Origin of the sequence: uncultured Planococcus sp. (assembly GCF_947501725.1) — a bacterium.
Classification (GTDB): Bacteria; Bacillota; Bacilli; order Bacillales_A; family Planococcaceae; genus Planococcus; species Planococcus donghaensis_C.
Window position 1 is genome coordinate 132,465 of sequence record NZ_CANMXD010000009.1, and the last position, 13,496, is coordinate 145,960.

At 44.7% G+C, this 13,496-nt stretch carries 11 protein-coding genes; 3 read left to right on the forward strand and 8 right to left on the reverse strand.

Features of this window, described 5'->3' with window-relative positions; all coding sequences use genetic code 11:
* Positions 1 to 56 precede the first annotated feature (56 nt).
* From Q0785_RS14095 to Q0785_RS14105, 3 genes are all read left to right on the forward strand, one after another.
* Positions 57 to 887, forward strand: coding sequence for a MurR/RpiR family transcriptional regulator (locus Q0785_RS14095; RefSeq protein WP_298830940.1), 831 nt, complete (start codon positions 57 to 59; stop codon positions 885 to 887).
* On the forward strand, positions 887 to 2,017 hold the full coding sequence (locus Q0785_RS14100) for a M20 peptidase aminoacylase family protein (RefSeq protein ID WP_298830943.1): 1,131 nt from the start codon (positions 887 to 889) through the stop codon (positions 2,015 to 2,017). The genes Q0785_RS14095 and Q0785_RS14100 overlap by 1 nt, the downstream gene beginning before the upstream one ends.
* A 388-nt stretch (positions 2,018 to 2,405) precedes the next feature.
* A complete protein-coding gene (locus tag Q0785_RS14105; RefSeq protein WP_298830946.1) occupies positions 2,406 to 3,761 on the forward strand; it encodes a hypothetical protein in 1,356 nt (451 codons plus the stop codon).
* Between the two features lie 97 nt (positions 3,762 to 3,858).
* On the opposite strand, the gene Q0785_RS14110 is transcribed toward Q0785_RS14105, so the two are convergent.
* The 8 genes from Q0785_RS14110 to garD form a co-directional block, all read right to left on the reverse strand.
* A complete protein-coding gene (locus tag Q0785_RS14110; protein WP_298830949.1) occupies positions 3,859 to 4,395 on the reverse strand; it encodes a glutathione peroxidase in 537 nt (178 codons plus the stop codon).
* Between the two features lie 283 nt (positions 4,396 to 4,678).
* Positions 4,679 to 5,647: a hydroxyacid dehydrogenase gene (locus Q0785_RS14115; RefSeq protein WP_298830952.1), complete on the reverse strand. Its 969-nt coding sequence runs from the start codon at positions 5,645 to 5,647 to the stop codon at positions 4,679 to 4,681.
* An 82-nt stretch (positions 5,648 to 5,729) separates the two neighbouring features.
* A complete protein-coding gene (locus Q0785_RS14120; RefSeq protein ID WP_298830955.1) occupies positions 5,730 to 6,974 on the reverse strand; it encodes a hypothetical protein in 1,245 nt (414 codons plus the stop codon).
* Between the two features lie 204 nt (positions 6,975 to 7,178).
* The gene (locus Q0785_RS14125) at positions 7,179 to 7,877 is read right to left on the reverse strand and encodes a FadR/GntR family transcriptional regulator (protein ID WP_223636653.1); all 699 of its coding nucleotides are present in this window, start codon (positions 7,875 to 7,877) and stop codon (positions 7,179 to 7,181) included.
* A 100-nt stretch (positions 7,878 to 7,977) separates the two neighbouring features.
* The gene (gene gudD, locus Q0785_RS14130; RefSeq protein WP_298830958.1) at positions 7,978 to 9,336 is read right to left on the reverse strand and encodes a glucarate dehydratase; all 1,359 of its coding nucleotides are present in this window, start codon (positions 9,334 to 9,336) and stop codon (positions 7,978 to 7,980) included.
* Between the two features lie 131 nt (positions 9,337 to 9,467).
* Complete coding sequence (gucD, locus tag Q0785_RS14135; RefSeq protein ID WP_298830962.1) at positions 9,468 to 10,934, reverse strand: alpha-ketoglutaric semialdehyde dehydrogenase GucD; 1,467 nt, start codon at positions 10,932 to 10,934, stop codon at positions 9,468 to 9,470.
* 9 nt (positions 10,935 to 10,943) lie between these two features.
* Positions 10,944 to 11,873 (reverse strand): 5-dehydro-4-deoxyglucarate dehydratase, encoded by a 930-nt coding sequence (gene kdgD, locus Q0785_RS14140; RefSeq protein ID WP_298830965.1) that lies wholly within the window; start codon positions 11,871 to 11,873, stop codon positions 10,944 to 10,946.
* An 82-nt stretch (positions 11,874 to 11,955) separates the two neighbouring features.
* A complete protein-coding gene (gene garD / locus Q0785_RS14145) occupies positions 11,956 to 13,488 on the reverse strand; it encodes a galactarate dehydratase (protein ID WP_298830967.1) in 1,533 nt (510 codons plus the stop codon).
* Positions 13,489 to 13,496: the final 8 nt, after the last annotated feature.

Here is a 13,496-nt window from a genome sequence, read left to right on the forward strand (position 1 = left end):
GTTTATAATTAAAATCAACATAAAATAAAGGATATACTTCAAGAAAAGGTGAAAACATGTCTCTTTCCTACATTGAAAAAACAAAAGAAAAGTTTCCGAGCCTTTCAAAAGGATTAAAGAAAGTAGCTAATGAACTTTTAAACGAACCCCTGTCTTTTGCCATCCACCCCGCAAAAAAGGTTGGATCTATCATAGGGGTAAGCGAAACGATGGTAATCAGGTTCTGTCATGAAATTGGATACGCCGGATACTCCAATCTGCAAAAAGAACTTCGCCAGATATTTTTGGACTTAGAGGAATCTGATTTACAGCAAAGAAAAGACGATACAGCATTACCTCACTCCTTCACCTTCCATATGAAGGGCGATATCAACCGGATTAAAGATAATTTGAACCATTTGGACGAAGAGACGCTCGAGAAAGCCATCCAAAAAATCCTCACGAGTGAAAAGATTTTGGTGGCAGGGTATTACCATTCATTTGCATTTGCCCATTGGTTATCGTTCAATTTGAACTATATTCTGGGAAATGCCTCGCTGTATCGACCCGAAACAGACACGGGACTATTGAACTTTCCTGCTAAAAAATCATGTATCATCATCTTTTCATTTTATCGATATGCGGTCGATACGATTCACCTGGCTGAAGAAGCAAAACAACAAGGCATTCCAATAATCGCCATTACCGACTCGCGGGTTTCTCCTGTTGCGGAATTGGCGGATATAGTGATTCCGCTAAAGGTAAATTATCAAAAGACTTTTCTAGCCAAAGGTCCTGTGACGCTGTCATTCATCAATGCCATGCTGTTGGAAATTATCGAGCGCGGCGAAACTCACGGCACCCTTCAACAGACCTACAAATACTTTGTAAAGGATGAGGAAAAATAATGGAAAACACACTGATGAAAAAAGTGAAAGAAACCTTTGACTACTTACATGAAAATGCAGAAACCAGCTGGGAAGAAGTAGAAACGACTAGGTACCTCCAGCAAGTATTAGAAGAACACGGTTGTAAGACAGAAACGTTTGATGATTGCACCGGCGTTATCGGACGCTATGGAAACTTCGATAAGGGTTTACCTGTTGTCGGAATCCGCGCAGACATCGATGCGCTATGGCAAGAAGTGAACGGTGAATTTCAAGCGAATCATTCTTGCGGACATGATGCCCACATGGCGATGGTATTGGGTGTGCTTTGGAAACTCGAACAGCATCCAGAACTCGCTGACAAAATAGCCGTCAAATTTGTCTTCCAGCCTGCTGAGGAAAAAGGGGAAGGCGCCTTGAAACTTGTCGAGAAAGGCGTCATGGATGATATGGACTATTTTTATGGTGTACATCTGCGTCCCATTCAGGAAACTGCGGTTGGATACGCCTCTCCAGTAATTGTACATGGGGCTGCGAAAGTCGTGACTGGCGTCATTAAAGGAGATGATGCTCATGGGGCAAGACCTCATCTCAACCAAAATGCGATTGAAATTGGCGCACAAATCGTTAATATGATCAACCAAATTCATCTCGATCCTCTACTTGCGCATTCAGTTAAAATGACAGCATTTCATGCTGGTGGAAAAAGTGCCAATATCATTCCCGGAAAAGCGACATTTTCATTAGACTTACGAGCACAGACCAATGAGTTAATGGATAAATTAGCAGAAAAAGTACAAAATATTTTCGAATCAATTCAAAGCTTGCACACTATAGAGATTGATACGACATTCGGAAAAGGTATTGCTGCTGCTGAAAAAGACCAAGAAGCTATTCAAATTATGAGTGATGCCATCGTTACCTCGCTTGGCAAAGAAAAGCTAAATGAACCACTTGTGACACCAGGTGGAGATGACTTTCACTTCTACAAAATCAACAAGCCGGAATTAAAAGCGACTATGCTGGGATTGGGCTGTGGACTTACACCGGGGTTGCACCATCCGAACATGACATTTAATCATGATTCCATGATGGATGGTGTCAATATTCTTCATGAAGCCATACTTAAGACGTATCAACTAGACACTTGAATAGTATGAATTTAAAAAGTGTAAGAACGATTAGTTCTCTTAAAAAATGTTACTAGATCAGTTTACTTAAAAAAATGATGCTCTGCGTGGAACTCGTTCAGTAATTTTAAAAGTCCCCTTAAAATCATATTATAAAAAATAAACACAAAATGAACCGCCCTCGGTGATATGGGGGCGGCTTGTTTCATGAATTCATAGAGAAGCAGCAGATTGCATGCCTTCCCGATAGCGGGTTTATCGAAGCAGGCAAGAGCACTACGTCTTTTCAGATGAATTTTTCCAAGACATTCGTTCTGCCATCACCCATGCATTTTTGAAGACGGCCCTCAAAATTTCTGTCACACTGAATAAAACTGTCCTACAGTGTTTTTCCAAAGGAGCTCTCTATATGAAACCGGTCGTTCGGCCTGTCAGCACCCTGCTTATGGGTGGAATCTATTTATTGTCTTTCTTTGTAACGATCCCATATGCGCCTTTTCTGATCAGCCTATTCGCGCTGGCCGTGCTTGTTTCCTATTTCCCTTATCTTGCCCGGACGCCGAAAATCCTGATTTCGGTGTTGTTTGCTGTCGGGTTACTATTGGATCCCAGCGTGGACGGCGTGACAGCATTTTTTTTCGCGCTTCAGACCAACGCTAATCTCCTGGCGATTTTCATTTTTGTTCCGTTGCTGGCGATTCCGATTCAGCAGGGACAGTATTTGAAATACATAGAAGTCATTTTTGCCTATTCCATCAAGAAAACACACCAGCTTTACCTGTTCACGACAATAGCTGCCGGCAGTATCGGAGCTGTCATGAACATTGGAACCCTGCCGATTCTCAACGATCTGACAGATACACACGCGTTCAAACCATTTGATGAAATCCGCCTGAAGGCGCTAAGCCGCGGATTTGTGATGGCGTTCATGTGGTCGCCGTATTTCATTTCCATGGCCTTGGTGCTTTCCTATTTTGATGTCAGCTGGCTGCAGCTTTTCCCGATCGGACTCGCTGTCGCCGGCATTATGATGGCCACCGGTTTTCTTCAGGAACGAAAAAACAGCAGTTCGATTCCCGAATCCCCTCTTGTTCAGAGTGCTGTGACACTCAGTGCTGCCAAGCGGAAAGTGTTTGAGCTCGCACTGATTCTTCTTGCTATCACTGCCGCTATCCTACTCATCGAACGCTTGACCGACTTGTCCGTGTTAGCGATTGTCCCATTGACCGCGATTGTCGTCTCTGTCGTATGGTCATTGTTGATAGGCACACCTCGGGAGCTTTTAGAGAGCCTCCAGGGTTATGCCAATGGAAAGGTCGTATATATGGGGAATGAATTATCGATTTTCATCATTGCCGGCGCTTTCGGTGCTGCACTTCTGAATAACGGTGCCGCTGACTGGATCCGTTCTCTTTTGGAGACCCTAAACATCACACATGTCCTGTTGCTCATTCCAGTGATGGCGTTGCTGATGACGATCCCGTCCATTATCGGTGTCCATCCGATCATTACAGCTGCCATCCTGGCCATCACGTTGAGCAGTTCTCCATTGTTTGTGGACGACCATCTATATTTGGGCCTTGGTTTATTGGCCAGTTGGATGCTCGCCATCCTGACCTCGCCGTTTTCCGGACTGAACCTGATGCTGGCGGCTATCAGCAGAAAGTCATCGGTCTACATCGCATTTAAGATGAACTTTAAATTCGCCCTGCTTACCTGGGCTGTCTGCTATGCGGTTATTGCCGTATTGTATGCCATTCTGTAAATTGATTCGGTGGCCTATAAACTAAATCAAAAAGCACAGCAGGAACGGGTCTTTCTCCGCTCCTGCTGTGCTTTTTCACTTTCAACTTCCAGATCCATCAGACAGTTTCACTTAATAATTGCTCAATAACTTTCTCAATCGCCTTCGGCTTCACAGTCGGTGCAAAACGATGGACGACATTTCCTTTGCGGTCGATCAGGAATTTCGTGAAGTTCCATTTGATGTCGGAACTTTCCAGCATATCGCGATCTTCTTTCTGCAACTTGCCTGCCTCGTCAAACTCCTCGTCCGCCGGAGCCTGTCCGCGTAAATACTGATAAAGCGGATGGGCAGCTTCGCCATTCACTTCAGTTTTTTGAGCAAGCGGAAAACTGACACCATAATTGATCGAACAGAATTCCGATATTTCCTCATCTGTTCCCGGTTCCTGTCCGCCGAACTGGTCACACGGGAAGCCGATGATCTCAAATCCTTTTTCTTTATGGGTTTTATACAGCTCTTCCAATTCTTCGTATTGAGGGGTCAACCCGCATTTACTGGCTGTATTCACGATCAGCAGCACCTCGCCCTTGTACTTCTCGAAATGCATTTCTTCACCAGTTGCTAATTTTGTTTGGAATGAATAAATCGACATGAATATCCTCCTCTTTCATGGGTGCTGGATATCCCAGTTTCTTTCCCAGCATAGCCAGTTCCAAAAGTTGCGGCTATCCACCTATCGTTCAATTGTTTCCTACAGTCTTAGTATCCTGCTTTTCGGCGGCAGTTACAAACTTGATGGTTTTTGGGAGTGATTTCGAACGATAATAGACATGTAATTGCTTGCACTAAGAATGAAAACACAATTGAGTCAATACGTTTTTTCTTTTCAGCTGCACCAGCCATATTTCGTTCCAATAGATCGACTATCCACTAGTTTAATCCACTTTGTTCATCTGCTTCTTATTTAGCCACACTAGCGGCTCCAGCTGATTTTTAATCCGAACGATTTCTTTTGCGCAATCCAGGGACATGGTATTCATCGCCTCTTGTGTCAAAGCTGCAATATGAGGTGTGGCAATCAGGTTCTCCAGCTTAAGCAATGGATGATCGGCAGGAACAGGCTCCTGTTCAAAGACGTCCAATGCGGCACCGGCAATCCAGTTATCACGGAGTACTTCAGCTAATGCGGCTTCATCCACTAATCCGCCTCTGGCCGCATTGATTAGGAATGCCGATGGTTTCATCAAACCTAACTTCTCCTGATCGATGAAATGATGAAGCGCTTTGTTATATGGGAGATGCAAAGAAATGAAATCTGACTTCCTCATCAGTTCCTCTATGTCTTCTACTTTGCTTATGTATGTTTCTTCAGGCGGTTTGGCGTAAGGGTCATAGGCGATCACTCTCATTTCGAGGCCGAATGCACATTTTTTGGCGACCAGCTTCCCAATATTGCCAAGTCCAATAATACCCAGCACTTTTCCTTTCAGTTCAGTTCCGTAAGAGGTGTCCCGCACCTCAAAATCTCCTCTTCTCACAGCCTTATCGACTTTAATAGTTTGTCTGGAAATGGCTAATATCAATCCTGTCACATGTTCTGCCACGGAATTGATGTTGGCGGCGGGTGTGTAGGACACATAAATCCCCTTGGCTGAAGCAGCTTCGATATCGATATTATCGAACCCGACGCCATGCCGTGCAATGATTTTCAGGCGGTCAGCCTGATGGATCATTTTTTCGTCCAGCGTATCTGTTCTCAGCAAAACCGCATCGCAATCTTTAATCGCTGCCTCCAGTTCTTCTGCGCTCATTTCTTCACGCGCATCCACTTCACAGCCATTCTCCTTTAAATAGTCAATTCCTTCAGATGCTACAGTTCTTGGTACCAGGACCTTAAAAGCCATTTCCCTTCCCCCTTTTCACTTATCCCTATTCAACACCGAATGCCTTATTTTGAAGAATGAAAATCTCACAATCTGTTGAGAGTTACTGATAAATAAGCTTCAGTGCATAGATGAATACACAGCCAATCAAAAACATCGTTAACACATACAGTCCGTTCCATCGAAAGCCCACTGTGAAAAACTTCTTGCTGACTGCGTTCGATATGAGAATCGTAACTGCATTTATCGGACTGATGATAGCAGACATGAACCAAGCCAGTATGAAGACAAAAGCAATCACTACAGGGTCCACACCGATTGCCCCAGGGTCGACTTGCATGACCAGCAATGGAACCGTAATAATTTGATGGAAACCGATTAAGGCAAAGAACATGATGGTAAAAACGATAAATAAGACAAAAAAGAAAAAAGAACCTTCAGAAATGATCAATAGAAAATCTTTTATCCAGACTGATATGGAAGAATTCGAAATTGCACTGCCAAATACACCGGCACTTAAAAAAAGAACCATTTCGCTGCCTGTTCCGCCTGTCACCTGATTTTTATAGAGGATGACCTGATTGATGAAACTCTTCCACTTGCCAGCCAAAGCCATCCAGATTGCCGGTATGATGATTGCCAGCATGCTCACCAAGACGAGCATCGATAACTTCGTCAGCTGCTCAAGAAGGATCAAAGCTGAAATTAAGATTCCCAATGAGAAGACAAATTTCAGAACCAGGGGCAGTATATGTATCTCCTTTTCAACCCCTTTGTTTTTCTCTGTTGATAAGGGCTTTTCGACTCCATTTTTCATAGCGAACAGTAGATTCCCTGTCAGAAGTTGGGCAGCGGCAAAGAGCAGTCCGATGATAAAGTACTCGCTATAAGGGATGTTCAGATAGTACAGCACCAAGGCGACAGAGCCAAAATAAGGTGACCAAACCATCGCTGTAGAAAAACCAGTGAAATAAGAACGGCCCAACAGCTCACCCGATAAATTGCGATCTTTCATCAAATCAGCTAAAATCCTCACCGATCCTACATTTAAGACAGGAGCCAACAAGGTCAGAAAGCTTGAGATTCCCAGAAATAATTGCCTAGGTTTGTCCTTTACCTGTTCTATGTATGCCATCGGATCGTCCAGCAACGTTCCGCTCCTTAAAGGAATGGACAATAACGGAGCCAGCAGTATCAGGATAAGAAGCGGCAAATTCAGCTGGACGCCTTGAACACTTTCAATCAAGCTGGCGCCATTCATAAAGAAGCTGATGCCCATTCCGATAACCAGAAGACTGATGCCCATCACTTTTGTCATGGCTTTTGAAGAAGGGATGGCAACAATCAACAATAAAAAAGCCAGAATCGATAGTAATATATGACCGCGTTCACTGCCTATGAAAACATTGAAAAAGTAGAGCAGAAGAACAAGGATTATTAAACTGCTTTTTATCCTATTCAGATCCTCCACCCGCTTTCATCGATACTTATGCTAGTTTTCCGAAAAAAAATAGCAGACTATAAACAATTCACGTTTACAGTCTGCTCCTTTTCAATCACTTTTTTCCGGTAAATTGTCCAGAATTTTTTTCCGGACAAAACTTAAATGCCGGTACATTTGCGTAAACGCTTCATGAGGATCTCTTTTTTTCAAAGCCTCATAGATTGCCATGTGGTGCTCCACTGTAATATCGGGATCCCGATGCTGAATTAAGCTATCTGTTTTATGATGTGTAATAAGCAAAGAGGTGATCATCCCCTCCACCACCGGATTGTTTGCGCTCAATGCAATGATTCTATGGAATTCCTTATCCAATGCACCGTAGTTGGTATGCGCATTTTCCTTTATGCTTTCGATCGTTTCCAACAGCTGGTCCAATTGTTCATCCGAAATCTTTTCAGCTGCAATAGTCACCAAACCGAGCTCCAACGCCATCCTCGCTTCAATTACAGCAGGAAGGTTGTTTATTGATAAGGCGAGCATCGCTGTAAAAGGATCACTTCCGACTTTATCATTTACAATTGTCCCGCCACGTGGCTTCCTTGTGATGATTTCCAAGGTCTCAAGAGAACTCAAAGCTTCTCGCAAAACGGGTCTGCTTACACCCAATTGCTCCATCAGCTTCATCTCCGGAGGTAATTTGTCTCCAGGCTTCAGTTGGCCATCAACCAATAAAAATACAATTTTCTCCAAAACCTGCTGTGAGAGTGTACTTCTTCGGACTGTGTCCACTATATATCCATCCATCATATAACCTGTCACCGCCTTTTTATGCAAGAACCTCGTGCACTTCTTTCTCTCTTGCGCTACTTCTTTCTATTTTACATTAATTTTACACTTACTTCCCATATTAATACCTTACCAGACAAGGTCTCTTATTATCGAATTTCCAATCCGGAATCAAATACTGCATGCCTTTTGCGTCATCACGTCCTCCAAGACCCTTTTCATTGTAGAGCTGATGCGCTTTCTCAATCTTTTCCAAATCGATTTCGATACCTAAACCTGCTGACTGAGGGACTTCGACTTTGCCATCAATAATCTGGAAAGGATTTTTAGTCAGATGCTGGCCATCCTGCCAGATCCAATGGGTATCGATGGCAGTGATTTTCCCTGGAGCCGCCGCTGCAACATGGGTAAACATGGCAAGGGAGATATCAAAATGATTATTTGAATGCGATCCCCACGTCAATCCCCATTCATTGCACATCTGCGCTACTCTTACCGATCCCTGCATGGTCCAGAAATGAGGATCCGCCAACGGAATATCGACGGAGTTCAATTGGATCGCGTGCCCCATTTCGCGCCAGTCTGTAGCGATCATGTTCGTGGCAGTAGGAAGGCCTGTCGCTTTTCTGAATTCCGCCATCACTTCGCGTGAAGAATAGCCGTTTTCCGCTCCGCATGGATCTTCCGCGTAGGCAAGAACATCTCCCTTGCCTTTACAAAGGCGAATCGCTTCTTCCAATGACCAGGCACCGTTCGGATCCAGTGTGATGCGGGCTTCCGGGAAGCGTTCAGCCAAAGCCGTTACAGCCTTCATTTCTTCTTCGCCTTTCAGTACTCCGCCTTTCAGTTTGAAGTCCTGGAATCCATAACGCTTATGGGCAGCTTCTGCCAGCGCGACAACCGATTCAGGAGTCAACGCTTCTTCATGCCTCAACCTTAACCAATCGTCAGTTGCATCCGGTTCACTCAAATAAGGCAGATCTGTTTTGTTGCGGTCCCCAATATAAAATAAGTAACCGAGCATCTCTACATGCGTGCGCTGTTGGCCTTCACCCAATAGCTCCGCCACAGGGACGTTCAGGAATTTCCCCAACAGATCAAGCAATGCCGCTTCAAGCGCCGTTACTGCGTGAATCGTTGTTCTCAAATCGAAGGTTTGGCTGCCCCTGCCGCCCGCGTCTTTAAATGCAAACTCTTTACGGACTTTGTTCAAAATCCGGTTATAGGCACCAATCGGCTGACCCAGCACATATTCTTTCGCTTCTTCCAAGGTTTGGCGGATCGCTTCGCCTCCCGGCACTTCCCCAGCTCCGATATTTCCGTGATCATCTTCCAATATCACAATATTACGCGTAAAAAATGGACTATGCGCTCCACTCAGATTCAATAGCATACTATCATGGCCCGCAACCGGGACGACTCTCATTTTCGCTACATGCGGTGCTGCTGTTTTTTGCTGATTTGCATCTTTCGTTAGCATACTCCCACTCCTCAATAATTATTGGTTGAAGCAATCCCGCAAGCGGGTTATGTATAGAAATTCTTTATCCAAAAGACCAACTAATTTTAAAAAAGAGGAGTTACGCATCTAGCGCATAACTCCCTCTGCTTTTATTTTTTTACAAATACAGTTTTAATGGATGTGAAGAACTCAATAGCCGCTCTTCCCTGCTCACGTGAATGCGAGCTCGACTGCTTCATGCCGCCGAATGGTGCCTGCAATTCCACACCTGCGCTTTCTGCGTTGATGCGTACAAGCCCTGCTTCCATATCATTGATGAATTCCAGCATATTGCCGATATTCGTCGTAAAGATTGATGCGCTCAAGCCGTACTCCGAGTCATTGGCCATTGCCAGCCCTTCTTCTATTGTATCCACTTTCAGCAGTGCCAGTACAGGACCGAAGATTTCCTCTCTTGCGATAGCCATGTCGGCTGTCACTTCATCAAATACTGTTGGTTCTACGAAATAGCCGTTTGCAGTTTCGTCGCCAGTAAGACGATTTCCGCCATGCACCAACTTCGCGCCTTCTTGCTTTCCTTTTTCAATATAAGACAATACCGTATTCAATTGGTTCTCGCTTGCAACAGGTCCCATCCAACTGTCGGATTCCATACCGTTGCCCACTGTAATTTCTGAAACTTTTTCCAGCAGTTTTTCGCGGAACTCATCGTATATACCGCTTTGAACGATTACCCGGCTGGTAGCCGTACATTTTTGTCCTGTAGATTTTAAACCTCCGGAAATTGTCGCACTGACAGCCAGATCAAGGTCCGCGTCGTTCGCTACAATAACTGGATTCTTGCCGCCCATTTCAAGCTGGTATTTGATGCCGCGATCAAATGCTGCACGGCCGATTTGTTTTCCGACTGCGTTCGAACCTGTGAACGTGATGGCATCCACACTCGGATGCTCCGCCAAGCCCTGACCGATGACAGAACCGGAACCGGTCACCATATTGATGACACCTTCCGGAAGACCTGCTTCATGGAAGCATTCAACAACGCGCGCAGCAGTAACTGCCGTGTCGCTGGCCGGTTTTAAGACAACCGAGTTTCCGTAAATCAATGCTGGCGCCATTTTCCAGATCGGAATGGCAACCGGGAAATTCCAGGGAGTGATGACTCCTACTACTCCTAAAGGTACTCTCGTAGTAAACATCAACGCCTCGCTGTCCGACGATGGAATGACATCTCCAACCGCCCGCATGCCTTCGCCTGCGTAATAGCGGAGAATCGCTACACCACGGAGGGTTTCACCTTTTGCTTCCGCAAAAGTTTTGCCCATTTCCTTGGTCATCGCTTCAGCGACATATTCCACTTTCTCTTCAAGTACATTCGCCACTTTGAACAAGTAATTGCCTCTGTCGCTGCCTGCCAGCTTTCTCCAAACTTTCTGGCCTGCTTTCGCTGCAGAGACCGCTTTATCCAAGTCATTGGCAGAAGACAATTGGAACGAACCCAACACTTCATCTTTATTGGAAGGATTAAAGCTTTCACTTGTTTTCCCTGTATCTGCTGCCACCCATTCGCCGTTGATATAGTTCAAGTATGTTTTTACTTCTGTATTAGTAGTCATAGAATCCTCCTAGTTTTTAGTCGTTACTTTTGCTGGATACTTCTCCAGTGCTTTTTCGATGATTACCTTCAACTGTGCATAATGCGCTTCTTCAACCGGTGCGATTGGAGCTCTGACATTTGTCGTCACTGGAAGCCCGATGATGTTCATGCCAGCTTTGATAAGTGACACCGCATAGCCCTTTTTCTGTTTTCTGATGCTGTGGATCGGTAAGATAACGTCTCCATATATCTCTTTTTCCACTTTTTTATCGCCGTTCTTCAACGCTTCGAAATATTGTTTGGAAATATGCGGGATATAGTTTGAAATCGCCGAGGAATACGTGTTGAAGCCGAGATTCAAGTAGGCTCCCATCGTCACTTCAGCCAACGGCATGCCGTTGATCCATTCCAGCCGGTCTCCGAATAGATGCGTGAATTCAGCTACTGTTTCCATATTGCCGACGCCGTCTTTGAAGCCGACCAGTTGAGGCAATTCACAAAGCCTGCCTAATGTATCTGCAGTCATGATGCAGTTGTCACGGTTATAGACAATGGCATTCAAATCGGTGCTGCTGATGATTTCACTCAAATAATTGTAAAGACCTTCCTGAGATGGATCGATCAAGTACGGCGGCAAGATCAAGTAGCCGTCTGCGCCAAGCTCTTCGGATATTTTTGCCTGCTCCAAAGCAGCAGTGATATTGCCGCCGACTCCTGTGTAAAGCGGCACTTTTCCTTTTGTCTTTTCAACAGCCAATTCCACCATAGCGTGGTATTCCGCTGTGTTGATCGCGTGAAGCTCACCGGCTCCACATGCTACAAAAATCGAAGTCAGACCCTGATCCAATAAAAAATCGATATTCGCTTCCAGTCCATTTAAATCCAATTTGCCTTTATCCGTTAATGGAGCTACCGGAAATCCTAAAATTCCTGTGGGTGACTGCCTTTTGTTTGTCATATCCATTCCACCTTCAATTGTTTTTTGTTTAATAGTAATATTGTAAGACAATTAAATTGTTCTGTCAATTCAATTAATTTATTCAAGTAACGGGAGAAGGGTTGAATAGGGCAAGATCGTTATGGATTCCCCATTGATCAGCCCAGGTTTGCTTGGATCCGCTGCTCACTTCCAGAATGTCGTTAAAAATTTCATACCCCACTTCTTCAATAGAAGCTTCTCCGGTAGCAATCTTTCCAGCATTTATATCGATCAGATCATGCCATTGCTCCTGCAGTGTGTTTCTTGTCGACACTTTTAGGACTGGTGCCATACTCAAGTTATAGGGTGTTCCTCTGCCGGTTGTGAATACTTGCAAGTGTATTCCGGAAGCCAATTGAAGCGTTCCACAAACAAAATCACTTGCTGGCGTAGCTGCGAAAACCAACCCTTTCTTTCTCACCTTTTCACCTGGACTCAATACATCGACAATCGGTAAAGTTCCAGATTTCACAATGGATCCCAGCGACTTTTCAACAACATTCGATAATCCTCCCCGTTTATTGCCCGGGGATGGATTTGCGCTGCGATCCACTTGGCCTCTATTCAAATACTCGTCGTACCATTTCATTTCTCTTATTAAAGATTTTCCCACTTCTTCGTTTACTGCGCGGGGAGTTAATAGATGGATGGCATCCCGAACTTCCGTGACCTCGGAGAAAAGCACCGTCGCGCCGGCTCTGACTAAAAGATCTGTGGCATAGCCCAATGCTGGATTAGCCGTAACTCCTGAAAAAGCATCACTTCCTCCACACTGAACACCGACCACCAAGTCAGAAACAGGACAGACTTCTCTTTGACGTTCGTTTAATCGGTTCAAGCGCTGTTCCGCCATTTTAACGATGGAAGCAATCATTTGGACAAAGCCATCTTCATCCTGAAGGGACAGTATATTATCGTCATCATTTCCATCGTTTAAACGCGTAGGCACCAATTTTTCGCAACCCAGACCGATGATCATCACTTCTCCACCAAAATTTGGATGTTTCGCTAGATTTTCAATGGTTCGGATCGGTATTTCCGCATCTGGTGCATTGATTGCCACTCCGCAGCCATAATTATGGTTCAAAGCGATAACGTCATCTACATTGGGAAACTGCGGCAATAATTCCTGCCTGATTTTTTTGACTGCATATTCCAGAACCCCTGCAACGCATTGCACGCTTGTCGTAATGCCAAGCAGGTTTTTCGTTCCGACCGTACCATCTGAATTTCGGTAGCCGAGGAACGTATAGGTTTCTTCTAATGGCCTCACTTCTTTTAGATTCGTTGAAAATGGAAGAGAATCCAGTTCCGGAGGTGTCGGCAAATTCACCAATGCCTCTTTCACCCAACTACCTTTTTGGATCAACTTTTCAGCATAGCCAATTACTTCACCGTAGCGAATGATTTCTTCACCTGGTTGAATATCGGACAAAGCAACTTTATGTCCCTGTGGAATTCGCTGTATAAGGGTCAGACCACATGAAAACTGAACTCCTTGTTTTAATCCACCCGTATTGACGATGATCGCCGTATTATCCTGCGCGTTCATCTTCAAGAACAAGGGAATATCTGCATTCGATTCATGTTCCATGTTTTCAC